This is a genomic window from Micromonospora sp. WMMA1976, from assembly GCF_027497335.1.
Classification (GTDB): Bacteria; Actinomycetota; Actinomycetes; order Mycobacteriales; family Micromonosporaceae; genus Micromonospora; species Micromonospora aurantiaca.
In genome coordinates, this window is the sequence record NZ_CP114912.1 from 2,629,628 (window position 1) to 2,653,027 (window position 23,400).

General features: G+C 73.7%; 32 protein-coding genes and 1 pseudogene. 11 read left to right on the plus strand and 22 right to left on the minus strand.

All coding sequences use genetic code 11. The features are described from left to right. Nucleotides 1–14 precede the first annotated feature (14 nt). Nucleotides 15–476: a hypothetical protein gene (locus tag O7546_RS12100; protein WP_194801767.1), complete on the plus strand. Its 462-nt coding sequence runs from the start codon at nucleotides 15–17 to the stop codon at nucleotides 474–476. A 27-nt stretch (nucleotides 477–503) separates the two neighbouring features. Here the strand turns inward: O7546_RS12100 and O7546_RS12105 are convergent, their stop codons facing one another. Further along, nucleotides 504–908, minus strand: coding sequence for a nuclear transport factor 2 family protein (locus O7546_RS12105; protein ID WP_194801766.1), 405 nt, complete (start codon nucleotides 906–908; stop codon nucleotides 504–506). A gap of 67 nt (nucleotides 909–975) precedes the next feature. Between O7546_RS12105 and O7546_RS12110 the strand changes: the two genes are divergently transcribed. Together O7546_RS12110 and O7546_RS12115 are read left to right on the plus strand one after the other, a co-directional pair. Next, nucleotides 976–1,512, plus strand: a complete 537-nt coding sequence (locus O7546_RS12110) for a TetR/AcrR family transcriptional regulator (protein ID WP_228532401.1) — start codon at nucleotides 976–978, stop codon at nucleotides 1,510–1,512. A gap of 196 nt (nucleotides 1,513–1,708) precedes the next feature. Continuing rightward, nucleotides 1,709–2,440, plus strand: a complete 732-nt coding sequence (locus O7546_RS12115; protein ID WP_194801764.1) for an alpha/beta hydrolase — start codon at nucleotides 1,709–1,711, stop codon at nucleotides 2,438–2,440. A 22-nt stretch (nucleotides 2,441–2,462) separates the two neighbouring features. On the opposite strand, the gene O7546_RS12120 is transcribed toward O7546_RS12115, so the two are convergent. The 3 genes from O7546_RS12120 to O7546_RS12130 are packed head-to-tail and all read right to left on the minus strand — an operon-like array spanning nucleotide 2,463 to nucleotide 3,650. Further along, nucleotides 2,463–3,065: a hypothetical protein gene (locus O7546_RS12120; protein WP_194801763.1), complete on the minus strand. Its 603-nt coding sequence runs from the start codon at nucleotides 3,063–3,065 to the stop codon at nucleotides 2,463–2,465. Then, on the minus strand, nucleotides 3,062–3,451 hold the full coding sequence (locus O7546_RS12125; protein ID WP_194801762.1) for a VOC family protein: 390 nt from the start codon (nucleotides 3,449–3,451) through the stop codon (nucleotides 3,062–3,064). The genes O7546_RS12120 and O7546_RS12125 overlap by 4 nt, the downstream gene beginning before the upstream one ends. Nucleotides 3,452–3,455: 4 nt before the next feature. After that, nucleotides 3,456–3,650, minus strand: coding sequence for a helix-hairpin-helix domain-containing protein (locus tag O7546_RS12130; RefSeq protein ID WP_194801761.1), 195 nt, complete (start codon nucleotides 3,648–3,650; stop codon nucleotides 3,456–3,458). A gap of 161 nt (nucleotides 3,651–3,811) precedes the next feature. Between O7546_RS12130 and O7546_RS12135 the strand changes: the two genes are divergently transcribed. Next, nucleotides 3,812–5,218: an alpha/beta hydrolase gene (locus tag O7546_RS12135; RefSeq protein WP_194801760.1), complete on the plus strand. Its 1,407-nt coding sequence runs from the start codon at nucleotides 3,812–3,814 to the stop codon at nucleotides 5,216–5,218. 10 nt (nucleotides 5,219–5,228) lie between these two features. Here the strand turns inward: O7546_RS12135 and O7546_RS12140 are convergent, their stop codons facing one another. The 5 genes from O7546_RS12140 to O7546_RS12160 are packed head-to-tail and all read right to left on the minus strand — an operon-like array spanning nucleotide 5,229 to nucleotide 8,788. Then, nucleotides 5,229–6,290 (minus strand): hypothetical protein, encoded by a 1,062-nt coding sequence (locus O7546_RS12140; protein WP_281600926.1) that lies wholly within the window; start codon nucleotides 6,288–6,290, stop codon nucleotides 5,229–5,231. Nucleotides 6,291–6,323: 33 nt separating this feature from the next. Beyond that, the gene (locus O7546_RS12145; RefSeq protein ID WP_194801797.1) at nucleotides 6,324–6,644 is read right to left on the minus strand and encodes a helix-turn-helix transcriptional regulator; all 321 of its coding nucleotides are present in this window, start codon (nucleotides 6,642–6,644) and stop codon (nucleotides 6,324–6,326) included. 41 nt (nucleotides 6,645–6,685) lie between these two features. After that, entirely contained in the window at nucleotides 6,686–7,174 is a 489-nt protein-coding gene (locus tag O7546_RS12150) for a YcxB family protein (protein WP_269696817.1), read from the minus strand. Between the two features lie 53 nt (nucleotides 7,175–7,227). Further along, nucleotides 7,228–7,992 (minus strand): class I SAM-dependent methyltransferase, encoded by a 765-nt coding sequence (locus O7546_RS12155; protein WP_269696818.1) that lies wholly within the window; start codon nucleotides 7,990–7,992, stop codon nucleotides 7,228–7,230. Between the two features lie 19 nt (nucleotides 7,993–8,011). Further along, a complete protein-coding gene (locus tag O7546_RS12160; RefSeq protein ID WP_281600927.1) occupies nucleotides 8,012–8,788 on the minus strand; it encodes a hypothetical protein in 777 nt (258 codons plus the stop codon). A gap of 112 nt (nucleotides 8,789–8,900) precedes the next feature. On the opposite strand from O7546_RS12160, the gene O7546_RS12165 reads away from it, so the two are divergent. Beyond that, on the plus strand, nucleotides 8,901–9,365 hold the full coding sequence (locus O7546_RS12165) for a MarR family winged helix-turn-helix transcriptional regulator (RefSeq protein WP_269696819.1): 465 nt from the start codon (nucleotides 8,901–8,903) through the stop codon (nucleotides 9,363–9,365). A 14-nt stretch (nucleotides 9,366–9,379) separates the two neighbouring features. Here the strand turns inward: O7546_RS12165 and O7546_RS12170 are convergent, their stop codons facing one another. From O7546_RS12170 to O7546_RS12185, 4 genes are all read right to left on the minus strand, one after another. Then, nucleotides 9,380–9,604: a hypothetical protein gene (locus tag O7546_RS12170; RefSeq protein ID WP_194801756.1), complete on the minus strand. Its 225-nt coding sequence runs from the start codon at nucleotides 9,602–9,604 to the stop codon at nucleotides 9,380–9,382. Nucleotides 9,605–9,716: 112 nt separating this feature from the next. Continuing rightward, entirely contained in the window at nucleotides 9,717–10,322 is a 606-nt protein-coding gene (locus O7546_RS12175) for a YdeI/OmpD-associated family protein (protein ID WP_269696820.1), read from the minus strand. 29 nt (nucleotides 10,323–10,351) lie between these two features. Further along, on the minus strand, nucleotides 10,352–10,762 hold the full coding sequence (locus O7546_RS12180) for a diguanylate cyclase (protein WP_194801754.1): 411 nt from the start codon (nucleotides 10,760–10,762) through the stop codon (nucleotides 10,352–10,354). A gap of 142 nt (nucleotides 10,763–10,904) precedes the next feature. Further along, nucleotides 10,905–11,273, minus strand: coding sequence for a helix-turn-helix domain-containing protein (locus O7546_RS12185; RefSeq protein WP_269696821.1), 369 nt, complete (start codon nucleotides 11,271–11,273; stop codon nucleotides 10,905–10,907). Nucleotides 11,274–11,334: 61 nt separating this feature from the next. On the opposite strand from O7546_RS12185, the gene O7546_RS12190 reads away from it, so the two are divergent. Next, nucleotides 11,335–12,000, plus strand: coding sequence for an NAD(P)H-binding protein (locus tag O7546_RS12190; protein ID WP_269696822.1), 666 nt, complete (start codon nucleotides 11,335–11,337; stop codon nucleotides 11,998–12,000). Here the strand turns inward: O7546_RS12190 and O7546_RS12195 are convergent. Continuing rightward, on the minus strand, nucleotides 11,997–12,653 hold the full coding sequence (locus tag O7546_RS12195) for an HAD family hydrolase (RefSeq protein WP_194801752.1): 657 nt from the start codon (nucleotides 12,651–12,653) through the stop codon (nucleotides 11,997–11,999). The genes O7546_RS12190 and O7546_RS12195 overlap by 4 nt on opposite strands. Before the next feature lie 62 nt (nucleotides 12,654–12,715). Here O7546_RS12195 and O7546_RS12200 point away from each other — a divergent pair, with 62 nt between their 5' ends. From O7546_RS12200 to O7546_RS12210, 3 genes are all read left to right on the plus strand, one after another. Continuing rightward, on the plus strand, nucleotides 12,716–13,297 hold the full coding sequence (locus tag O7546_RS12200) for a carboxymuconolactone decarboxylase family protein (protein ID WP_228532399.1): 582 nt from the start codon (nucleotides 12,716–12,718) through the stop codon (nucleotides 13,295–13,297). Between the two features lie 64 nt (nucleotides 13,298–13,361). Then, on the plus strand, nucleotides 13,362–14,336 hold the full coding sequence (locus O7546_RS12205) for a DUF1152 domain-containing protein (RefSeq protein ID WP_194801750.1): 975 nt from the start codon (nucleotides 13,362–13,364) through the stop codon (nucleotides 14,334–14,336). Nucleotides 14,337–14,375: 39 nt separating this feature from the next. After that, the gene (locus tag O7546_RS12210; RefSeq protein ID WP_194801749.1) at nucleotides 14,376–15,020 is read left to right on the plus strand and encodes an alpha/beta hydrolase; all 645 of its coding nucleotides are present in this window, start codon (nucleotides 14,376–14,378) and stop codon (nucleotides 15,018–15,020) included. Nucleotides 15,021–15,037: 17 nt separating this feature from the next. Here the strand turns inward: O7546_RS12210 and O7546_RS12215 are convergent, their stop codons facing one another. Next, entirely contained in the window at nucleotides 15,038–16,276 is a 1,239-nt protein-coding gene (locus O7546_RS12215; protein ID WP_194801748.1) for an MFS transporter, read from the minus strand. Between the two features lie 112 nt (nucleotides 16,277–16,388). On the opposite strand from O7546_RS12215, the gene O7546_RS12220 reads away from it, so the two are divergent. Next, nucleotides 16,389–17,315 carry a LysR family transcriptional regulator gene (locus O7546_RS12220; RefSeq protein WP_269696823.1) on the plus strand — a complete coding sequence of 309 codons (927 nt, stop codon included), beginning with the start codon at nucleotides 16,389–16,391 and terminating at the stop codon, nucleotides 17,313–17,315. On the opposite strand, the gene O7546_RS12225 is transcribed toward O7546_RS12220, so the two are convergent. Beyond that, nucleotides 17,316–18,083 carry a class I SAM-dependent methyltransferase gene (locus tag O7546_RS12225; protein ID WP_269696824.1) on the minus strand — a complete coding sequence of 256 codons (768 nt, stop codon included), beginning with the start codon at nucleotides 18,081–18,083 and terminating at the stop codon, nucleotides 17,316–17,318. It abuts the gene before it with no gap. Between the two features lie 42 nt (nucleotides 18,084–18,125). Between O7546_RS12225 and O7546_RS12230 the strand changes: the two are divergent. Continuing rightward, nucleotides 18,126–18,643, plus strand: a pseudogene (locus O7546_RS12230) (class I SAM-dependent methyltransferase). 15 nt (nucleotides 18,644–18,658) lie between these two features. On the opposite strand, the gene O7546_RS12235 reads toward O7546_RS12230, so the two are convergent. The 6 genes from O7546_RS12235 to O7546_RS12260 all read right to left on the minus strand — a co-directional run bounded on the left by O7546_RS12235 (nucleotide 18,659) and on the right by O7546_RS12260 (nucleotide 23,366). After that, nucleotides 18,659–19,180 carry an AAA family ATPase gene (locus tag O7546_RS12235; protein WP_194801745.1) on the minus strand — a complete coding sequence of 174 codons (522 nt, stop codon included), beginning with the start codon at nucleotides 19,178–19,180 and terminating at the stop codon, nucleotides 18,659–18,661. 15 nt (nucleotides 19,181–19,195) lie between these two features. After that, nucleotides 19,196–20,287: a crosslink repair DNA glycosylase YcaQ family protein gene (locus O7546_RS12240; RefSeq protein ID WP_269696825.1), complete on the minus strand. Its 1,092-nt coding sequence runs from the start codon at nucleotides 20,285–20,287 to the stop codon at nucleotides 19,196–19,198. 67 nt (nucleotides 20,288–20,354) lie between these two features. Then, nucleotides 20,355–20,573, minus strand: coding sequence for a hypothetical protein (locus O7546_RS12245; protein WP_194801743.1), 219 nt, complete (start codon nucleotides 20,571–20,573; stop codon nucleotides 20,355–20,357). A 48-nt stretch (nucleotides 20,574–20,621) separates the two neighbouring features. After that, nucleotides 20,622–22,301: a long-chain-fatty-acid--CoA ligase gene (locus O7546_RS12250; RefSeq protein WP_269696826.1), complete on the minus strand. Its 1,680-nt coding sequence runs from the start codon at nucleotides 22,299–22,301 to the stop codon at nucleotides 20,622–20,624. Nucleotides 22,302–22,402: 101 nt separating this feature from the next. After that, nucleotides 22,403–22,582 carry a hypothetical protein gene (locus O7546_RS12255; RefSeq protein WP_018787202.1) on the minus strand — a complete coding sequence of 60 codons (180 nt, stop codon included), beginning with the start codon at nucleotides 22,580–22,582 and terminating at the stop codon, nucleotides 22,403–22,405. A 73-nt stretch (nucleotides 22,583–22,655) separates the two neighbouring features. Next, nucleotides 22,656–23,366, minus strand: a complete 711-nt coding sequence (locus O7546_RS12260; RefSeq protein WP_269696827.1) for a spermidine synthase — start codon at nucleotides 23,364–23,366, stop codon at nucleotides 22,656–22,658. Nucleotides 23,367–23,400: the final 34 nt, after the last annotated feature.

Sequence of the window (23,400 nt, forward strand, 5' to 3'; positions counted from 1 at the left end):
GCTAGCCTCGTGCGGTGAAACGTGAACTCGCCGCACTCTCCCTGCTGTTCGTCGTCTCCGCGTGCGCGCCCGCGGAGCCCGCACCGTCGACGTCGGCCACCCCGTCGTCGTCCGCTGCGGCGTCCTCCGCCGCTCCGCAGGCCGGCTCGACCGCGCCCGCGGACAAGGTCGCGGCCGGTGCGTGCAACATGGGGGCCCGGGTGGTCGAGCAGCAGGACGTCCGTTTCACCTCGAACTCGCCGATCGCCATGCGTGCCCGCAAGGCGGCCGACCCGGGCGTCCGGGAGGCCGGCGAGCGACTGGCGGTGGCGGCGAAGGAATCCGGGGACATGTTCATCCGCAACGACCCGAACGCGGACACCGGCCCGGTCGACGCGCGCATGGCCGAGGCGCAGCGTGGGCTCCTCACCGCGTGCACGGAGCTGTTCGGCCCGCAGCCGTGGCCGTTCGCCCCGTCGCCGACCCCGTCCTCCTGAGCGCGGCGCCCCTGTCGTGATCCAGCCTCATGCCTGGCCGGCGGCCTGAGCGATGGCGAGCGTGTGCTGGTACTCGCGCCAGTGGGCCAGCTTGCCGTCCCGGGTCCGCAACACCCCGATGAAAGGCGCGGAGGCGGTCACCCCGGTCACCGTGTGTGTGCCGACGAGTTCGTACTCGACCACGATCACCTCGGGATCCGCCGTCTCGTGCACGACCACGCCGCGGCAGTCGTCGAACCGCACCGGGAACACCGCCCGGCCCGCCCGCGTGTAGTCGAGAACGGGTTGCTTCCCCTCGGTGCGCGTCGGCTGGCCGGGCGCGGCGAAGGGTGTCTCGACCACCACGTCGTCGGCCAGCGAATCCGCGTCGAAGGCGGGCAGACCGGCCAGCCATCTGGCGCGCATGCTCTCGAAGATCTCCTGTGGTGTCATGCCGGCCTCCGAGATAATGAGTCGTGACTCGACTTGTGTCCGTGAGAATAATGAGTGGAGGCTCATTTTGGTAGAGGGTCCGCCGCTGCGCGCCGACGCGCAACGCAACAGGGCACGCATCCTGGACGCCGCCGAGGCGGTCTTCGCCGAGTTCGGCACCCGTACCTCGACCGAGCAGGTGGCTCGCCGGGCGGGCGTGGCCATCGGCACGGTCTTCCGTCATTTCCCCACCAAGGAGGACCTGCTCGTCGCGCTCATGAAGCGACTGCTCGCGCAGCTCGCCGACGAGGCGGGACGACACGACCTCTTCGGGTTCTTCAGATACACCGTGGCGCAGGCCGCCGCGAAGAAGACCGCAGTCGAGCTGCTCGCCGGATCCGGGGTGGACATCCGGCTTCCGGACGCGGTAGGTCACCTGGAGGAGGCGGTGGGCCGGCTGCTGGAACAGGCCCAGGCCGCCGGAGCCGTCGCCGGCTCGGTACGGCTACCCGAGGTGATGGCGCTGCTCACCGGCATGTGCCAGGGCGCCCTGCACGGGGGCTGGGACGAGCATCTGCAAGCCCGGACGCTGGCTGTCGTCTTCGCCGGCTTCGAGCGCGGCTGACGGTCCGGCGCGGATCACGCCGCGACAAAACCGGTTGGCCGGCCCCGGCGGACGCTGTTAGCTTGCCGGTGGCCGTGCCGGAGAACGAGGGAGGTGGTACCCGTGACCGCAGTATCGACATGGGTGCTCCCCTCGGGGGTCACGGCCGGGCGATAGGTCGTCCGGGAGCGCCGACGCACTCCCGAGAGGCACGACCATGCGCTTCACCTCCGAACAACGCCTCGCCGACGACGTCCGCGAACGCGAGTTCACCCTCGGCGGGATCCCCGGCCTCCTGTGGACGCCCGCGTCCGCGTCCGCCCCGGTCCCGCTGATCCTGCTCGGCCACCCCGGCGGACTGCGCCGGATGTATCCCCGCCTGCTGGCCCGGGCGGAGGGCTGCGTCGCGCAGGGCTTCGCCGCCGCCACAGTCGAACTTCCCGGCAGCGGCGACCGGCCCGCGTCCGCCGCCGCCGAGCAGGCCCGCGCCGACCTGCGCCGGGCACTTGGAGCCGGTGAGCCGGTCGCCGACGAGGTGGTCGACCGGCTCGTCCTGCCGCTGGTGGAGAAGGCGGTCCCGGAGTGCCGGGCCACCCTCGACGCCCTGCTCGCGCTGCCCGGGATCGGTGGCCCGGTCGGCTACGCCGGCGGCGTGATCTCGATCGGCGTACGGCTGGCGCTCGTCGAACCCCGCATCGTGGCCGCGCTCCTGTTCGCCGGGAGCTTCGTGCCGCGCGCCATCATCGAGGAGGCCCGGCAGGTCACCATCCCGCTGCATGTCCTGCTTCAGTGGGACGACGAGGGCAACGACCGGCAGATGGCACTGGACCTGTTCGACGCCTTCGGCTCGGCGGAGAAGACGCTGCACGCCAACATGGGCGGGCACACCGGCGTGCCGTGGTTCGAGGGGGAACCCGCGAACCGGTTCTTCGCCCGGCACCTGAGGTAGGGCAGGGACGCCGGATGTTCGCCTACCAGCTCGCGGTCCAGCTGTACCAGGGACCACCGAGATGCGTGAAGCTCGGCGCTTCGAAGTCCTCGTTAGCGAGGTCCTCGGTGGGGCCCTGCGGCAGGTAGGCGAACCCGGCGTCGTCCAGCATGTACCCGTTGCTCTCGTAGAGCACCACTCCGCCGGGCACCGTGTAGGCCGAGGTGATGATGTAGGCGCCGATCCGGTGCGGCACCCGCACCTTCGACCACTCGGCGTCCTGCGCGCTCGCCGCGGGCAGCGCGGCGACCACCCGGTCGAACGCACCACGGCTCACCGCCCAGCGGGCCTGGAACGGCGCTCCTGCGACGACCAGCGCCGCCGTGAGCACGACGATCACCGGGGCGACCAGGAACCGCCAGGACCAGCGGCGGCGCTCGACCACGAAGAAGCCCACCAGGATGGCCCAGCCCAGGCCGGCCACGGCGAACAGGAAGACCACGCCGAGCATCACGACGAAGACGAAGCCGGGGACGCTGACGGACCAGAGCAGACACACCGCGGTGATCGCCACCCCGATGTGCAGGGTCCGCCAGGCGTTCCTCGTCCAGCGGTCGGCCGGCCGGCCGCCGCGCGCGCCGGTCACGCGGACCCGCCCACCGGCGACGCCCAGGTGGGGCGCCTGATCAGGCAGAACGGGTGACCGGCCGGGTCGGCGTACACGTGGTCGCCCGGCAACCGCCGTGCGCCCAGCGCGAGCACCGCCTCGCCCGCCGCGTCCTGGTCGTCGACCATCACGTCGAGGTGCATCTGCTGCGGCACCGCCGGATCCGGCCATGTCGGCGGCGTCAGGCCGGGGGCGCGCTGGAACGCCAGCCCGGACGTCGCCGTACTCGCCGACACCACGGTGAAGTCGTCGTCCGCGTACGTGATCGGGTCGCCGAGGACCGCGCTCCAGAACCGTGCCTCGGCCATCGGATCCGGGCAGTCGACGATCAGGTGGTGGAGTCGCCCGAATGGCACAGCGGTCACCCCGTCAGCTCAGCCGCAGGTCGTGCTCGGCGAGGGCGGCCTCGATGACGGCCAGCGCCTTCGGCCCCATGCCGTGCAGCCGCGCCAGCTCCGCGCGTGGCACCCCGGCGAGCCGGCGCAGCGTGGTGTAGCCGGCGGCGGTCAGCGCCCGCGTGGCCGGTGCGCCGATCTTCGGCAGGCGATCCAGGGGCGAGGCCATCGCCAGATGCTAGACCGCCACGGGTACGGCTCGCCTGCCGTACCTCGGCGTCAGGGACGGAATGGGGGAAATACCCGACGGGCATATCGGGGCGTTTCCGTATATGACTCGGGTGGGACGCCGCTGAAGAATCGATGAGCATCCAGACACCGGGAGGCACCGTGTTCCGACGTACCGTGGCCCTCGCTCTGACCGCGCTCACCGTCCTGGCGGGACTGCCCGGCGCGGCGCGCGCCGGTCTTCCGCCGCCGCGACTCGCCTGGGGCGAGTGCGCCGACGACCTGCCGGACGTCCCGCCGGATCCGCGCGTGCGGTGCGCCCGGCTCCGACTGCCGGTGGACTGGGCCCGGCCGAACGGCCCGACGTTCGACCTCGCCGTGGCACGCCGGTCCGCGCGCCTGCCGGAGCAGCGGGTGGGCACGCTGGTGTTCGGACCGGGCGGCCCCGGCGACTCGGGGGTGGAACGCATCCGCAGGGGCGACCGGTTCAGCGACGAGCTGCTGGACCGGTTCGACCTGGTCAGCTTCGACCCGCGTGCCGTGGCCCGCACCGCCGCGCCCGTCTGCACGCCGGACCCGGCGCTGCGCAAGCCGCCCGTCCCACTGACCGGCCAGGCCGACTTCGACGCCGCGGTGGCCTACAACCGGGCGCTGTGGAGCAGGTGCCGCCCGACCAGCCCGGTGTTCGACCACGCCGACACGCTCAGCACCGTCCGTGACCTCGAGGCGTTGCGGCGTGCGCTGGGGGAGCGGCGGCTGTCCTTCCACGGCAGCTCGTACGGCACCCTGCTGGGTCAGCAGTACGCCGAGCGGTACCCCGGCCGCGTGCGGGCGGTGGTGCTGGAGGGCGTGTTCGACCACAGCCTCGACGTGCGGTCCTTCGTACGGACGCAGGCCGCCGCGTTGCAGGACGCGTTCGACGAGTTCGTCTCCTGGTGCGACAGCTCGGCGGACTGTGTGCTCCACGAACGGGACGTGCGATCGGTGTGGGCGCGGGTGCTGGCCCGCGCGGACCGAGGTGAGTACGCCCCCCGTACCGCCTTCGACGTCACCGCCGTGGCACTCGGCATGCTCGCCGGCCCGCGCTGGCCGCAACTCGCCGCGATCGTGCGGGACATGGACGCCGGTACGCCGCCACCGGCTGTGAACCTCTCGATCTCGGTCGCGGCGTTCTGCGCGGACTGGCCCGCCGAGGTACGCGACTACGCCGAGTACGCCGGACTGGTCCGGGACGCCGCTGCTGCCGCCCCGGACGTCCGGTACGGCGCCGGTCTGCTCGCAGTGCAGACCTGCCTGGGCTGGCCGTCCCCGGTCCGCAATCCGCCGCACGAGCTGAACGTGCACACCCGCACGCCGCTGTTGCTGCTCAACTCCCGGCACGATCCCCGTACCGGCCACGCCTGGGCGGCGAACGTCGCCCGGCAACTCGGCCGGCACGGGCGTCTGGTCACCTACGAGGGCTGGGGCCACGGCACCTACCAGCGCAACGACTGCACGACTGCCGTGGTGGACAGGTACCTCGTCGATCTGACGGTGCCCGCCACCGGCACGCGATGCCCGGCGAGCTGACCCGGCGGCGCTAGACCGCCGGGTCCGACGCCCCGGCGAGCGTGCGGCCCGCCGGGCGCCGGTGCGGCAGCGCCGCCAGCCCCAGCGCGACGATCAGCAGGACCGCGCCGAGCAGGAACGGCAACGACAGGGTGGGCTGGCCGAGCCACTCCCACGGCACGTGCCAGCGGGGATGCGGCTCGCTCAGGTGATGCGTGAGCATCATCGGCGCGCCGAGCAGGGTCGGCGCGGCCCAGAACACCATCGCGACGCCGTACAGAACCTTCGCCGGGCCCTGCACCAGCGGGCTTCGTCCCTCGGTGCGGCGGCTCGCCCAGCCGAACAGCACCCAGCCGCCCAGCGTGCCCAGCACGAAGCCGAGCAGACCGGCGGGATACGCGGCGCCGGGGGTGGCGCGGCTGAGGGTGAGGTTCATCGAACCCTCGGCGTTGAGCTCCGCGGCGAGGATGTGGTCGCCGCGTCCGGCGTACACGGTGATGTCGGAGGGGATGGACGCCGGGTCGCACTGCGGACTGCCGGGGACGCAGCCGTACGCGTCGGTTCTGACGGGCTCGCTCCGCTCCCACCCGGCGGCGTGCAGGCGCTGCCGCAGGTCGGTGAGGCCGCCGGCCGGCGTCTGGTCGAACGACGCGGTCAGCTCGGCCAGCGCGTACTCGCCGCCGTCACCGAGGAGCAGCTCGGACAGGAGGTCCTCGTTCAGCGGGTGGCCGTAGATGAGGAACACGGCGGGCGGGTCGTCCCGGTCGATGTGGCTGACCTGCCGGTCCGGGTAGAGCTGCCCGACCACGGCGGCGAGGTCCCGGTGGTCGAGCGGGCGGGAGCCGAGCCACGCGAGCCAGGTGCCGAACGACGCGGCGAACAGACCGCAGACCACCGCGAAGACCGCCGCCCAGGCCACCACGGTACGGCTCGCCGGCCGCCCCAGCCGGGCACGCAGACCATGACGTACGAGATTCGCCGCGATCCGGGTACGCCGATGGGCCGGGCCGACGTCCCGTACCGTCTCCAGGATCTCGGCCCCGCGCGCCCGGCGGTAGTCGCGGGGGTAGGCCAGCAGCAGCCAGCGATGCATGGGTTTCTCCCTCGGGAGCCGCGACGGTGGGGGTCAGGCGGTGCGGGGCCGTAGGGCGCGCAGCCGGGACTCGGCGGCGGACGCGAGCTGTCGCAGCCGCTCGGTCTGGCGTGCCAGCTCGGCCCGGCCGTCGGCGCGCAGCCGGTAGTAGCGGCGCAGCCGGCCGTCGACGACCTCTTCGTGACTGAGTTCGGCGAGGCCCTGCGCGACGAGGCGGTCCAGGGCGGCGTAGAGGGTGCCCGGCAGCAGGTTGACGCGACCGCCGGACAGGCCGGTGACCTCCTGGATGATCCCGTAGCCGTGGCGCGGCTCGTCGGCCAGCGCGGTCAGGATCAGGAAGGTCGCCTCGCGCATCTCATTCACCGAGGCAACATATACAGCCGATCAATACATGGTCAACGGTGGCCGAGCAGTCGCCGCTCGGCCATGAAGGCGCGCAACGTCCCGGCGTCCTCGGCGGACATCAGCCACCGGGGGATCACCGTGGCCGGCATGCGTCCCACGTACACGATCCAGAAGTCGGGGGTCTCGGTGACCCGCGTGACGCCGTCCCAGGCGATGCCGCCGGACTCCGAACCGCTGCGCATCATGATGTTGCGGTCGTCGATGTCGTAGCCGCCCTCGACGGCGTACCCGCCGGAGCGGCGCCGGGCCCGCCACCGCACCCACGGCGCGTACAGCATCGACAGCACGCCGGCCACGATCAACGCGGTCCACAGCGACGCGAACCGCGCCGACGCCTGGGAGGCGATCCAGCCGATCACCCCGATCGCGGCGAGGGCCGCGCCGATGTAGCCGAACCGGCGCAGCCGGGCGGCGGCGAGCGCGGCGGCCACGCGGGCCGGATAGGCGGGATCGGCCGGTACGGCGAAACGGATCTGCACGCCCGAACGATAGTGCCCCGCCCGCCTGTGCCGAGCCGGACCCGCGCGGCCGGTCAGGTCCGGCGCAGCACCAGCGTCGCGAACCCGAGCACGCCGCGGTATCCGCGCAGCCACTGGTCCCGGTGCTCCCGGGCGGCGGCGAGCGCGTCGGCGGCATCCGGGTGACCCGGGTTGTCAAGCGCCCACTCGGTCAGCGAACCGGTCCACGACCACTCGTAGTCGTCCCACTCGGCGGTGTCGCTGACGTGCGCGTACACCGGGGTCCAGCCGGCCTGCTCGGCGGCCGCGACCAGACCGGCGAGGTCGGTGTGGTCGTCGGGTTTCGCGCCCAGCGCGGCCAGTGCCTCCGGCGTCGGCGGCACCTGCCAGAAGCCTTCGCCCACCATGAGGATGCCGTCGGCGTTCACGTGCCGGCCGGCCAGTTCCAGCGTCTCACCGAACCCGCCGAACGCGTGCGTCGACCCGACGCAGAGCACAAGGTCGTGGTCGCCGTCCGGGACGTACGACCGGGCGTCGCGCTCGTGCAGCGTGAGCCGTTCGGCGAGGCCGCGCACGGCGGCGGCCTCGGCGGCGCGTTCCAGCGCGTACGGGTTGAGGTCCACGCCGTCGGCGTGCCCGTCCGGGTAGTGCGCGAGGGCCTGCAACGCCCACGCCGCCTCACCGCAGCCCAGGTCGAGGATCCGGGCCGCAGGCCGGCGACCGGCCCGGCGCAGCAGCCGGTTGACGTTGACACCGGAGAGCGGGGCCGCGATCGGGTGGTGCGAGTGCGCGATGCTGCTGAGCCGTCGACGGTCCATCGTCGCAGTCAACACGAGCACGACCGGATTGTCGTGCCGGTCAGGTGCGGCAGACGATCGTCGCGTCGTCGGTGGCGACGCCCCCGCGTGCCTCCGCCTCGCGGACCCGGCGGATGACGTCCGCGGGGCCGTCGGTCTCCAGCAGGCGCAGCAGCCCGGCCCAGTCGGAGAGCCCGAACGTGTCCACGAGCCGGCTCGCACCGTTGCTGAGCAGCGCCGCCGTGCCCGCCTCGCCGGCCGGGCACTCGCCGGTGACCGCCTCGGCCACCACCGTCGGGTCGTCCTTGGCGACCCAGAAGCCGCCGGGACTGTTACGGCGGGATCGCAGATCCAGCAGCAGCCGCCGGTACTCGTCGCCGCCCTCCGGCACGTCCTTCAGCCGCTCCTCGAAGGACCGGGCGATCACCACCTCCCGCGGATCGTGGGCGACGACGGGATCCCCCGCCGCCCGGCCGACGACCGCGACCGCGTCGCCGAGGACCAGGTGCTCGACGATGTCGCCGGAGAACCGCAGCATCGCGACCGCCGCGAACGGGCTGATCGGATGGGCGACGTCGCACGTGTCGCGGTGCGCGTCGGTGACCCGCTCGATGCCCTCGGCCAGCACGTCGCGCAGGCTCCGCCCCTGCGCCAGCGCGCCGAGCAACGCGCCGCCGAGCCGGGTCGCGTACCAGGCGATGCCGTGGTGGCAGACCTCGCCCGCCCCGGCGATGCCGCCGGCACCGTCGACCAGCACCATGCCGCACCGTACGGCGCCGGCGAAGTCCTCATTGGCCCGGCCGGGATGCCCCGCGTCGGTCGCCATCGTTACCCGCATCGGCTCATCATGCCGGGGCCGGCCGGAACGCGATGTCCCGCGCGGCTTGATCTGAAGCCCGGTTGAGGTCCTAGCGTCGTGCTCACCCGATCACCGCCGGAGGTAGCGCACCATGACGACACCGCACCTGTCCGACGCCGAACTCGCGGGCCAGCCGGCCGCCTACTGGACGGGCGTCGCGTACGAGTCGCTCATCGCCTTCACCCGGGCCCAGCAGGCCGCGCACGGCTTCACCCAGCCCCAGTTCTGGCTCCTGCGCAACCTGTCCCCGAACGACCTCCTGCCCGGTGGCGGCGGACTGACCGTGCCCGAGCTGCGGCACGCGATGCGCTCGTACCTGCGGGCCGAGGACGACCTGGACGCCGAGGCGGAGGTGCTGCGCGAACGCGGCTGGCTGACCCGCGACGCGGACGGCCGGCTGCGGATCACCGAGGCGGGGGAGGCCGCCCGGCTCCGCCTCAAGCAGCACGCGCCGGGGATCCGGGCCCGCATCCACGACGGCGTCGACGACGCCGACTACGTCACCACCCTCAAGGTGCTCCGGCGGATGATCCGGAACACCGGCGGCACCGGGTAGCGCACGGGCCCGACTCAGGACGCCCGAAGGCTCCGGATCGCCAGGCGGGCTCCGTGGTGGAGCAGCACGCCGGCACCGGTGTTCGCGACGGCCAGCCCGGCCGCGCCGAGCAGCCCGGCGCCGACGTCCATCACGCCGGTCGCGACCAGGAGGACCGGCCAGCCCAGCGCGGCGGTGACGAGCGACGACCGCCACCAGCGCCCGAGGAGAAGCCCGAACAGGATCAGCACCGGGATCATCGCGGGCGACCTCCTGCCGTCGGCTCGTTCGAGCGTACGCCCGGCTCACCCCGCCGGTCGCCGGGCGCGGGGTCGTCGCGGCTGCCGGAATCGGCCGTACGGGCGCGGCACGTCACGGAGCGGTCGGTGGCTTCGCCTTCTGCGGGTGGAACGTGTCGTGGCGGGCCAGCATGGCGACGAACTCGCCGACCTTGCGCGTCCGGGTCTCCGCGCGTTTGACCGCGTTGAGCCGGTGGATGAGCGCGAACCGGTTGGCGCTGGTCAGGACATCGAACATGGCCTGGGCGGCGGGCTCGGCCGCGATGGCGGCGAGCAGGTCGGCCGGCACCTCGGCCTCCGACGGCGGCGCGTAGGCCGCCGCCCACCGGCCGTCCGCCTTCGCGGCCTCCACCGCGGCCCGGCCCGCCGGCGTCATCCGCCCCTGTTCCTCCAGCCGGGCCACGTGCCCGACGTTGCGCTGCGACCACGAACTACGGGCCCGGCGCGGGGTGAACCGGATCCAGGAGCTCTCGTGGTCGCGCTTGCGGGCCTGCCCGTCGATCCAGCCGAAGCACAACGCCTCGTCGACCGCCTGCTGCCAGGTCAGCGTGGTGACGGTGCCGCCCTTGCGGGTCAGGGCGAGCCAGACGCCGGGAGACGTGTCGTGATGGGCGGACAACCACGCGCGCAGCGCGTCCGCGTCGGGCACGATCAGCTCGTCCAGCTCAGCGGTTCCCATGACAAGCAGGCTATGCCGGGGGTACGACGCTACTGCCGGACGCCCGGCTCAGCCGCCCGCTGATCCCCGTCGGGCGACGCGTCGGCCGCCCGCCGTATCCGCCGTCCGGCCACCAGCATCGCCACGCCTGCGCCGGCGAGCCCCGCGCCCATCAGACCGCCTCCGATCCCCGTCGCCGGACGGCCCTCACGGAACGCGTACCCCACGGCCGAGGTGAGGATCGGCGTGCCGAGGGCGATCGCCGTCCACCCGGCGAGGACGTCCCCCTTGTCGGCGAAGGCGTTCGTGGTGATGAGGAACGTCAGCACGACGGCCGCGGCGAGGCTGACGAGGATCAGCGCCGCGACGATCAGCGCGGGGTCGCGCGGGAGCAGCCCGGCGGCCGCGGCGAGCACGTAGATGATCGCCGCCGCGATGAGGTTCGCGAGGACGTTCGTCATCACGTTCGCGGCGAACCTGCGCAGGCCGCCGCGCCCGGTGTCGTTGCCGCTGATGGCGTCCCCCGATCGCCGTCGATGCCTACCAGAGCGAGGTTAGGGCGACCGGTCGGCCCGGCACAACGCCCGGTGCCGACAGGTGTGGTCACGGCATCCGTGAGTCGTGCGACCTCCGGGCCGCCAGCACCTCGTCCAGGTGCCGCTCGCTCCACGATCGGGCCGCCGCGACCAGCGTCAGCAGGCTGCGGCCCAGCGGCGTCAGCGCGTACTCCACGCGCGGTGGGTTCTCGTCGTAGGCGCTCCGCGTGACCAGCCCGTCGCGTTCCATCGCCCGCAACGTCTCGGCCAGCACCTTCGGCGTGATCGTGCGCAGCGGCACCCGCAGCTCGGTGAACCGGCGCGGCCCGTGCTCCAGGCACAGCACCACCATCGCGGTCCACTTGTCGCCGATCTGCAACGGCATCATCCGCGACGGACAGGCGGGATCGAACATGTCCGGATCGAGCGGCGTCACCGCCCGAGCGTAACCCCGGTACCGTTGCGGTAACCGGCACCCGGCGCTCTAGCGTCGCGCCATGACCAGCATCGCCGTCCTCGGGGCGGGTGGCCGCGCCGGCCGCGCCGTCACCGCCGAGGCCCACCGCCGCGGCCACCGCGTCACAGCCGTCGTCCGCGACCCCGCCCGCCATCCCGACCTCACCGCCGCGGTACGCGGCGACGTCACCGACCCGGAGGCCGTCACCTCGATCGGGTACGGGCACGACGCCGTCGTCCACGCGGTCAGCCCGGCGTCCGGGCCGGAGGCGCTCGCCGCCGCCGGCCTCGATCCGGAGTTCTTCGTCCGGGCCGCAGACGCGCTGCTGCACGGCCTGGCCCGCGCCGGCGTGCCGCGGCTCGTGGCGATCGGCCTGTTCGCCACGCTCACCGACGCGCACGGCCGGCCCCTCCACGACGACCCGGCCGTCCTGCCCGCCGAGTTGCGGCCGTTCGCGCTCAGCCACGCCGCCGGCCTGGACCGGCTCCGCGGCGCGGACACCACAGTCGACTGGCTGGTGCTCACCCCGCCGGCCGCGCTCGACGTGGACGGTCCCCGCACCGGCCGGTACCGTCTCGGCGGCGAGCAGGCCCCGGCGCTCGCGTACCTGTCGTACGCCGATCTGGCGGTCGCGGTGGTCGACGAGATCGAGTCACCGCGCCACCACCGCACCCGGGTCTCGGTCTTCGGGGACCTGCCGAGCTAGCCGCCCGCCGCGTTGTGCCGCGCGACCAGGGCCGGCAGCTCGTCCAGCGAGTCGATGCGGAACAGGCACCGGTCGGCGACGTCCGGCATGTCGAGGATGTGGCCCCACGGTCCGCGCCGGATCAGGCACGCCGTCATGCCGGCGGCCATCGCCGGGGCGGCGTCGTTGTCCGGCCGGTCACCGACGTAAAGGAGCGCCGACGCGTCGCCGCCGCCCTCGCGAACCACCCGGGCGAAGAACTCCGGCGCCGGCTTCGCCACGCCCCAGGCCGCCGACGTGCCGATCACGTCCACCGACAGGTCGAGCGCCCGCAGCGTCGCCTCGGCGTGCTCCGGCTGGTTGCCGGCCAGGCCGACGCGCAATCCCTGCTCCCGCAGGGCGGCCAGGCAGGCCCGTGCGTCCGGGTACAGATCCTCCTCACCGAACGACTCCGGGTCACCGGCGGCGACCCGGCGCGCGAGTTCGGCGGTGAGGTCGAAGTCCGGCCGGAACGCCCGGAACACCTCCTGGTAGTCCAGGCCTCTGGCGATCACCGCGCCGAAGACCGCGGAGAACGTGTGCCTCGGTACGCCGAGCCAGTCCGCCCAGGTCGCGAACTCGCGCGTCTCGTCGAGGATCGTCCCGCCCACGTCGAAGAAGACCGCCCGGATCATCAGCGGATCGTACTGTCGTTGATCGGCCAGTGGGGGCCGCCCGGGTGGCGCAGACTGCCCGCATGAATCCCGCCTTCCTCCCCGAACCGCCGCAGAGCCCGGCGGCGAAAGCCGCGTACGAGGACGACCTCGCGTCCGACGGCTACGTCAACAACCTCACCCGCGTCTGGTGCTGGCGGCCCGACGTGCTGATGTCGTTCCAGAACACCCGCACCGAGCTGCTGTCCGAGTCCACGCTGTCCTCCCGTGAGGTGGCGGTGCTGGTCGCCGCCACGGCCGCCGCCCGGGGCGACTCGTACTGCTCGCTGGCCTGGGGCGCCCGGCTGGCCGGGATGAGCGACGAGGAGACGGCCGCCGCGGTGCTGCGCGGCGACGAGGCGGATCTTTCGGAGCGGGAGACCGCGCTCGCGGACTGGTCCCGCCGGGTCGTGACGGATCCGAACGCCACCACCGAGGCCGACACGCGACGCCTGCGCGACGCCGGCCTGAGCGACCGGGAGATCTTCGAGGCGACCACGCTGATCGCGTTCCGGCTGGCCTTCTCCACGGTGAACGACGCGCTCGGCGCTCGGCCGGACGCGCAACTGGCGGAGAAGGCGCCACGGCTCGTCCGGGAGGCGGTGACGTTCGGCCGGCCGGTCTGAGCGAGCGGGCCTGCCCCGCGGCCACGGGACAGCGGGCCGCCACGCGAGCGGAGATCATCATCCGGTGACAGACACCGCCGCGTACACCTTGGCCGTTCCGCCGTTGTTCGCCGCCCTGGCCCCGGCACGCGACGTCCTGATCGCCGGCGCCGGTGGCGGCTTCGACGTCTACGCCGGCCTGCCGCTGGCGCTCGCGCTGTGGCAGGCCGGCAAGCGGGTGCACCTGGCCAGCCTCTCCTTCTCGGAGCTGGAACTGCTCGACCGGCAGGTGTGGGTGGACGAGCACGTCGCGGCGATCCGGCCGGACACCCTCAGCCCGGACTGGTACTTCCCGGAGGCGCACCTGGCCCGCTGGCTCGCGGGCCGGGACCTGCCGTCGACCGTGTACGCCTTCCCGCCGCTGGGCGTGCAGCCGCTGCGGGAGGCGTACCGGTACCTGGTCGACCGGCTCGACCTCGACGCGATCGTGCTCGTCGACGGCGGCACCGACATCCTGCTGCGCGGCGACGAGAGCGGCCTGGGCACCCCGGTGGAGGACATCACCAGCCTGGCCGCCGTGGCCGGGCTGGACGTGCCGGTCCGGTTGGTGAGCAGCCTGGGTTTCGGCATCGACGCGCACGACGGCGTCAACCACGTCGAGGTGCTGGAGAACCTGGCCGCGCTGGACCGGGAGGGCGGCTACCTCGGCGCGCTGTCCATTCCCGGCTCCAGCCGTGAGGCGGTGCTCTACCGCGAGGCGGTCGCGCAGGCCCAGGCCGCCACCCCGCACCGGCCGAGCATCGTCCAGGGGCAGATCGCCGCCGCCATCGGCGGCGCGTTCGGAGACGTACGCTTCAGCCGGCGCACCGGCCACGGCGACCTGTTCGTCAACCCCCTCATGGCGATCTACTTCTCCGTCGACCTGCCCCGGCTCGCCGCCCGCTGCCTCTACCTCGACCGGATCGAGAACACGATCGGGCGGCGTCAGGTCATCACCCGCATCGAGGCGTTCCGCGACGAGCTGCGGGCCGCCCGGGTGCCCCGGGCGTACCCGCACTGACGGCCACGGCATGTCGCACCGGTGTGGGAGGGTCCGGGCATGACGACGTTCGTGCTCATCCACGGTGGCGGGGGCAGCGCGTGGGACTGGCATCTGCTGGTTCCCGAGCTGGCCGCCCGGGGTCACGACGCGGTGGTGCCGGAGCTGCCGATCGGTGACCGGTCGGCGGGGTTCGCCGAGTTCGGCCAGGCGGTGATCGACGCGGTCGGCGACCGCGACGACCTCGTGGTGGTCGGGCACTCGTACGGCGCGTTCACCGCACCGCTGGTCGTCGACCGGCTGCCGGTGCGCCTGCTGGTCCTGCTCACGCCGATGATCCCGCGACCGGGCGAGAAGCCGGGGGACTGGTGGGGCGACACCGGCTACCGCGAGCCGGAAGGGCTCAGCGAGGAGCAGCAGTTCTACAACGGCGTGCCGGCCGGGATCGTCGCCGAGGCGCCCGCGCACGGCCGGGAGCAGGTCAGCGCGGAGTGGGACGAGCCGTGGCCACTGCCCACCTGGCCGGCCGTGCCGACGAGGGTGCTCATCGGCCGCGACGACCGGTTCTTCCCCGCCGACTTCCAGCGCCGGGTGGCCGCCGACCGGCTGGGCGTGGTGCCGGACGAGATCGACGGCGGCCACGCGGTGGCGCTCAGCCGTCCGGGCCCGCTCGCCGAGCGGCTGACCGCCTACCTGGCGTCCTGACCGTCCGGGCGCCGGCTTCAGGAGACGGCGGCGGCCGGGCGCGCGGGCTCCGGCTCGCGCGTGTGCCGGCGCGTCGGCAGCAGCAGCGGCGTGGCGAGCAGCAGCACCCCGGACACGGTGATCGCGGCGAGCGGGCCGACGACGGTGGCGAGGACGCCCCACCCGGCCGTCAGCGCGGCCCGGGTGAGCCGGCCGGTGACGCTCCACGCGGTCAGGACCTGCGCGGTGTGCGCCTGCGGGGTGCGGCGCAGGCGCTCGGTCGCGTAGATCGGGTTGAACACGCCCATGCACGTGATGAGCACCGACTCGACGGCGATCACGGTCAGCAGCCCGATGATCCCCGGATGGGTGAACGCGAGACCGAGCGGGACGATCGACCGCAGCCAGCCGGACGCCGTCATGACGCGCTGCCGCCCGTACCGCCGCACCAGACGAGGGCTCAGCCGTGCACCGAGCACGCCGCCGAGCGCGGAGACACCGAAGACCAGCCCGTACTGCCACGCCGCCACCCGGTACTCACCCAGCAGGAGCACGGCGAGCAGCGGCGCGGTCGCCATGATCAGGCCGCCGACCAGCACCGAGTTGAGGAACAGCCGCCACAGCACCGGGTCGCGGCGCACGAACCGCCAGCCGGCGCCCAGGTCGGCGACGCGTGAGGCACCCGACGGGTCGCGGGGCGCGGCCGTGTCGGCGGCCCGGATCCGCCGGACCGCGAGCGCCGACAGCAGGTGGCTCACCGCGTCGGCGGTGATGGTGACGACCGGGCCGAGCAGCCCGACGAGCGCACCGCCGAGCGGCGGCCCGGCCGCCGTCGCGGCCCAGCTCGTCGCTTCGAACCGTCCGTTCGCCGCCAGCAGCCGATCACCCCGGGCCAGGCTCTTCAGGTACGCCCCGGAAGCGGCGGTGAACGTGATGCCGGCCGTCCCGCAGACCACCGCGACGACGAGCAACTGGCCGTACGACAACACCCCGAGCGCGTACGCGGCCGGCACGCTCGCCAGCGCCGCGAACCGGACCAGATCCGTCGCGATCATCACCGGCAGCTTGGGCCGGTAGGCCACCCACGGCCCGAGCGGGATCGCCAGCCCTGCCGCCACCGCCAGTCCCGCCGCCTCCAGGAGCGACACGGCGAACGCCGACGAGTCCAGCACCCGCACCGCGATCAGCGGGAACGCGCCGAACGCCAGCCAGGTGCCGTACGTGCTCACCGCGTACGCCGACCACAGCCACCCGAAATCCGAACCCAGCTTCCGCACACCGCCCCCGTCACCGATGCCCCGCGCATCAGATCGGCCACGTGGACGCCGGGGCAAACAACCGCCGCCCGGCGCGCCACAACCATCGGCTGGACCCGCCTACTGTGGGCCGATGGACAGCGAGGCGGTGCGGTCGTTCGTGCGGGCGGCCGAGCTCGGGCAGTTCCGGCACACCGCCGACGATCTGGGCGTCACCCAGCAGGCCGTGTCGAAGCGGATCGCCGCGCTGGAGCGGGAGCTGGGGGTGCGCCTGTTCACCCGTACACCGCGAGGGGTCGAGCTGACACACGACGGCCGGGCGTTCCTTCCGCACGCCCGGGGCGTCGTCGCCGGCGCGGACCGCGCGGTCGCCGCGGTCCGGCCCGGCGCGCGGGCGCCGCGCATCGACGTGCTCGGCCTGCGCAGCGCGCAGGCCGTCCTGCTGCACGACTACTGGCGCGCCCACCCGGGCGTCGACCTCGACGTGGTGACGCTGCGGGTCGACGACCCCCGGCAGGTCGCCGCCGCGGTCCGGGCCGGCGACGTCGACGCCGCGTTCCGCACCGTCACCGACCCGGCTGCGCTGCCGCCCGAGGTACGGATGGTCCGCGCCTTCGACTCGCCGCTGCAACTGCTCGCCGGTCCCCGGCACCCGCTCGCGTCCGCGCCCACGCTCACGCCGCCCGAGCTGCGCGGACACCGGCTGCGGGTGCCGGGCATCGTGCCCGGAAGCGAGTGGGGCGAGTTCTACGAGCAACTCGCCGACGCCTTCGACCTGTGGGTGGACGCGACCGGGCCGAACTTCGGCACCGAGGTGCTCCTCGACGAGCTCGCGGACTCCGCGGACGTGGCGACGCTCGTCGGCGCCCGGGACCGCTACGTCTGGTCCACCGGCCACGACCTGCGCCGCATCCCGATCACGGATCCGGTGCTCGCGTACCCGATCAACCTCATGCTGCCCCGGACCGGCCCGCACCCGGGGCTGCGGCCGGTGATCCGCCACTTCGCGGGCCTGCCGCCGCTGCCCGGGCCGGTCTGGCTGCCCGCCTGGCCCGGGTGATCAGGGCTGCGACGTCCGCCGAGCCAGGTGGACCGTGACGTCCGAGGTGACCTCGACCGTGCCGGGCAGCACGTCCCGGACGCGGGGGAACACCTGCTCGCGTACGTGCGGCGGCAGTTCGAGATAGGCCGAGACGGTCGACAGGAGACCGAGGTAGTCGTCGGCGGTCATCGTGATCCGCCGCTCGATCTCCGACTGGCGTACGTCGGTGAACCACTCGGACGCGCGCAGCTCCGTGCCGGGCCACTGCATGCCGGCCTCCGGCGGCGTCCCGTCCGGCGACGGGATCTCGTCGTCGGCGAGGAACTCGGACCGGGCCGCAGCCACCGCGTCGCGCAGCGCCGGGTCGGCCAGCCGCAGCGGCCCGCCGAACGACGCGAACACACCACCGGGCGCGAGCAGCCCGGCGATCCGATCCCACCGCCGGTCCGGGTCGGTCCAGTGCAGCGCCGCCGCCGCGTACACCAGGTCGTGGTGCTCGCCGGCGCGCAACTGCTCGAACGCGGCCTGCCGGACCCGCACGTCCGCGGGCACGTGCCGGCGCAGTTCGGCGAGCATCGCGGAATCCGGGTCGGTGGCGGTGACCGCGATGCCGCGCCGGGCGAACAGGCGGGTCGCCTTGCCGGTCCCGGCGCCGATCTCCAGTGCGGTCCGGACCGGCCGGTCCGCGTACGACAGCACCAGGTCGGCCAGCTCCTCGGGGTAGCCGGGCCGGAACCGTTCGTACGCCTGCGCTGCCGCCCCGAAGCTCAACGCGCGATCCGGCATGCCGGCCATCCTCCCACGATCGGTCCTTCGTTCGCGGCTATCGTGCGCGGCGTGAGCGAACCCGGCTGGCTGGACGACACCCGCACCTCCTACGACACGGTGGCGTCCAGCTATGCCGACCTGCTGCGCGACGCCCTGGCGAACGAGCCGTTCCAGCGCGGCATCCTTGCGCTCTTCGCCGAGCTGGTCCGGGCGCGGGGGAGCGGGCCGGTCGCGGACGTCGGCTGCGGACCGGGCCGGATCACCCGGCATCTCCACGATCTGGGCTTGAGCGCGTTCGGCATCGACCTGTCACCGGCGATGATCGACCTGGCGCGGCGCGACCACCCGGACCTCCGTTTCGAGGTGGGTTCGATGACCCGTCTCGACCTCACCGACGAGTGCCTGACCGGGTTGCTCGCCTGGTTCTCCCTCATCCACGTCCCGGACGGTGAGATGCCCGCCGTCCACCGAAGCGGGTCGCGGCCTGGCTGACCGACGCCGGCTTCACCGTCGAGGCCGAGATGACGCATCACCCCGCCCCGGACGTCGAAGGCGGCTTCGTCTTCGCCCACCGGTGAGATCAGGCCCTCGCCCTACGCTTCCGGATCCCCGGTCACGTGCGCGGCGACGGCGTCGGCCACCTGCTCGGGCGGCACGGTGGCGTCGATCAGGTGGGTGTCGGTCACCGACGCGAAAGTGGCCAGCGCCCGGGCGACATGGTCGTGCCGCCAGCCGCGCGCGCCTGCCTCGATCTGGTCGGCGTCGATGCGGGCCCGCAGCCGGTCCTCGGGGAGCGTGAGCACGACCTCGCGGACGTCGATGCCGCAGGCGCGGATGCCGCCGAGGATCTCCGCCCGGTACGCCGGGTCGAGCAGGCTCATCGGCACGATCCAGACGCCCGGGTGGTGCCGGTCCAGCCCGGTGACCGTCTGCACGACGAGGTGACGCCACAGGGGCAGGTCCTGGAAGTCGCCGGTCGGCGGGGTGACGAACGCGGTGAGCATCGAGCCGAGGAACTCGGGGTCGAACAGCCGCGCGTCCGGAAGCGACTCCGTGAGCAGCCGCGCGGTGGTCGTCTTGCCGACACCGAACGCGCCGTTGATCCAGACGATCACGCGATCATGATGCCATCACGCGGCGAAGTCGACGCCGGCGAGCGGCACGCCCCGGTACGCGGCGAGGCGCTCGGCCTGCGCGACGACCGCGTCGCGGGTGCTGCCGGTGAGCTCTCGCCACGGCTGGACCGCGACGGTGAACGACCGGCCGGACTTGCGGGGCCGCCAGGTCCCGGCCAGCTCACCGTCGGCCAGCACGGCGCCGGGGCGGCCCAGTACCGGCCACAGCTCCTTGACGCGGGCCGCGTCCGGCACGAGCGTCGCCCGGTCCTTCGCCTGGAGGAACAGATCGAACGGGCCGAGCAGGCGGGTCGTCGTGGCGTCCGCCGACGCCAGCGCCGCCTCGTCGGCGGCGAGCAGCCAGCGCGTCTCACCGTCGACGCTCACCTCGACCGCGTCGTGCGGCCAGCGGGCCTTGACCTCCTTGACCGGGGCGTCGAGGTAGTCGGCGACGTGCTTGGGCGTGGCCGGGCCGAGCAGCCGCAGGTAGGCGCGGATGAGCTCGAACCGGTCGTCGGGCGCGGCGGCCGCACGGAAGCCGCGGATGCGTTCCAGGATCGGCGGTGACGTGTCGAGCCGCAGCTCCAGGCCGGCGCGCACGGCGGCCAGCCGGAACGGCATCTCGTAGAGGTGGATCGCGTTGCACGGCCGGCAGAACCGCAGGTAGGGCTCCGGCATCACCTCGGCGAGCCGCCCGGAGACCGCGCCCTTGACCGTCGGCGTGCGGACGATCTCCCGCATCCGCGCGGCCACCTCGTCGAGCGCGGCGACGATGCCGATGCCGGCCGCCTTCAACGGCTTCGCCGCGTCGTAGATGCGCTTGCCCGCGTCGGCGTCGGAGAACGGCTCGACCGCGGCGGCCACCACGCCCACGTCGGCACGGCGGTAGAGGTGCGGGGCGCCGCGTACGGTCCAGAGCAGGACCAGGTCGTCACCGGTCAGCGGGGCCACGTCGACGCCGCGCGTGGCGAGCGCCCACCGGCCGCCGTCGGGACCGGTGTCCTGCACGCCGATGTCGAGCACAGCGGTGTCGGCGAGCGAGCCCCGCGCCCGGTCGAGCTGCTGAGCGCGGATGCGGAAGGCCAGCACCTGACGCCTGTCGATCATCGCCACAGCGTAGGCGGCAGCACCGACATGTCCGGCGCGGAGCGCCGACCGGCGTGGCCGCGTGCGGTCAGCGGGCGGCGCGCGGCGCGGGGTCCGTCCGCCGGTCCGGGCCGGAGCGCTTGAGCAGGAACACGCCGCCGCCGATGAACAGGACGCTGAGCACGATCCCGACCAGGTTGCCGTCGGCGAGCGTGGCGAAGATGCCGAGCAGGCCGAAGATGACGGCCACGCCGCCGACCAGGCGCATGAGGTAACGACCGACTGACTTGCCCCGTGAATCCACCATGTACGCCCGTCTGCCCCCGCCGCCGCGCCGGCAAACGGGCGGATCGGGTCAGCGAGCCGCGAGCAGCCGTTCGCGGACCTCGCGGCGCAGGATCTTGCCGATCTGGGAGTACGGCAGTTCGTCGACCACAACGACCCGGCGGGGCACCTTGTAGCCGGCCAGGTGGGTGCGGCACGACGTCCGGATCGACTCCGGGGTGGCGGCCACCGCCGGGTCGACAACCACGGCGGCGACGACCTCCTCGCCGTCGTCGGTGGGCATGCCCACGGCGGCGGCCTCGCGTACGCCGGGGACGCGGCGCAGCGCCTCCTCCACCTCGGACGGGTAGACGTTGAAGCCGCCGGTGATGATCAGCTCCTTGATCCGGTCCACCACCGTCACGAAGCCGTCGGCGTCCATGATGACGATGTCTCCGGTACGCATCCAGCCGCCCGGCAGCAGCACCTTGGCCGTCTCCTCGGGCCGGTGCCAGTAGCCGGTGAACACCTGCGGCCCGCGGACCAGCAGCTCACCGGCCTCGCCCGGGGCTCGGTCCCGGGACGGGTCCTCCGGGTCGACGATGCGGACGTCGGTGGAGGGGAACGGCACGCCCACGGTGCCCGGCCGGCGGGTGGGGGCGACCGGGTTGCCCACGGTGATCGGGGACGTCTCGGTCATCCCGTACCCCTCGACCAGCAGGCCGCCGGTCACCTGCTCCCACAGCTCCACGGTGGCCGGTGGCAGCGACATCGCGCCGGAGATCGCGTACCGGATGGAGGTGAGGTCGACGCCGCGTTCGCGCGCGGCGGCGGCCAGCTTCGCGTAGACCGGCGGTACCGCGGGCAGGAACGTCGGCGGGCGGCGACGGACCGCGTCGAGCACCTGGTCGGCGTCGAAGCGGGGGAACAGCACCAGCGTCGCGCCGATGCTCACCGCGAAGGTGAGGCAGAGCGTCAGGCCGTAGGCGTGGAACAGCGGCAGCACCGCGTAGATGGTCTCCGCGCCGTCGCGCAGGCCCGGCACCCAGGCCCGGCCCTGCGCGGCGTTGGCGCGCAGGTTGCGGTGGGTCAGCACCGCGCCCTTCGGCTCGCCGGTGGTGCCACCCGTGTACTGGAGCAGCGCCACGTCCCCGGCCTCGGGCGCGGGATGCCCGGCGGGCAGCGGCCCGGCGGCGGCGACCAGCTCCGACCAGGGCAGCGCGCCGGGCGCGGGGGCGGTCATCGCGGCCCGCGCGGCGCGGACCTTCGGCAGCGGCACCCGCAGCGCCCACCGCTTGAGCCGCGGCAGCGCCGCGGTCAGGTCGACCGCCACCACGGTACGCACGGCGCCGCGTCCCGCCACCAGCGGCGCGACCTTGTCCCACACGATCGCGACCGTGGCGCCGTGGTCGGTGAGCTGGCGGTCCAGTTCGTCGGCCGTGTAGAGCGGGTTGTGCTCGACGACCACCGCGCCGAGGCGCAGCACGGCGTAGAACGCGACCACGTGCTGCGGGCAGTTCGGCAGCACCAGCGCCACCCGGTCGCCCGGGCCGACGCCGAGCCGGCGCAGCGCCTCGGCGGCGCGGGCCACCTGGTCGGCCAGCTCGGTGAACGTGGTGGTGGCGCCGTAGAAGTCGAGCGCGACCTGGGGCCCGAACCGTCCGGCCGCCTCGGTCAGCAGGTCGACGAGCGAGCCGTCCGGCTCGGCGATCTCGGCCGGTACGCCGGGTGCGTAGCTGCGGGTCCAGGGTCGCTGGGCGGTCGCGTCCATCGCCGTTACTCCTCGTCGCGCGGTTGACGCCCCCAGCCTAACTTGACCGCCCGGTAACCTACGCTCACGTAGGTTGCCGGGTCGGTCACATCCGCCGCAGGTCAGCGGCGGCGGGTCGAATGCTGGTGCACCACCCGCCGGCCCTTCACGATCCCGAAGATGATGACCGCGGCGAGCGCGATCACGCCGATGATGACGAGCCAGCGGACCGCCTCCAGCAGCAGCCCGAGCAGGATGAGCACCCCGGCGACCACGCCGACCACCCAGAGCAACGCGCGCATGTCCCAGCCTCCCGTCGTACGGTCGGCCGCCCGCTTTCCCGCTGGACCGGCGGGCATGCCGCCGCCTGGTGGATCAGTGCCGGGCCACGTACACGGTGTTCGCCGCCTCCCGGCCCTGCAACGGGTTCGGGAACCGGACGACGTGCGCCACCGAGGTCGGGAACACCTCGGTGAGCGTGCGCTGGAACGCCGGATCCGGTGGGTCGTTCGACCACAGCGCGAAGACGCCCTCCGGGTGCAGCAGCGCGGCCAGCCGCCGCAGCCCGTCGACCGTGTAGAACGGGGCGTGGCTGGGGTGCAGCACCTGGCGGGGGGAGTGGTCCACGTCCAGCAGCACCGCGTGGAAGCGGCGGCCGGGCTCGTCCGGGTCGAGACCGTCGCCGGCCATCGCGGCGAAGAAGTCCGCCCGGACGAACCGGGTACGCGGATCGGTGGCCAGCCCGGCGGCGAACGGCAGCAGATCCCGCCGGTGCCAGTCGATCACGTCCTCGATCGCCTCGACCACCACCAGCGAGCGCACCCGGGGATCCTCCAGCGCGGTACGCGCGGTGTAGCCGAGGCCGAGCCCGCCGACCACCACGTCCAGCGCGTCACCGGTGAGCGGGGCCAGCCCGAGCCGGGCCAGTTCGATCTCCGCGACCGGGAAAGCGCTGGACATGAGGTACTCGTCGTCGAGCTTCACCTCGTAGACCTCGGAGTCCAGTGCCGGGTCGCGGCGCCGCCGCAGGCTGATCTCGCCGATCGGCGTCTCCCGCCAGGCCAGTTCCTCGAAACGCGCGCCCACCCGGTGTCCTCTCCGCTGATCCGTCCCCGGATGC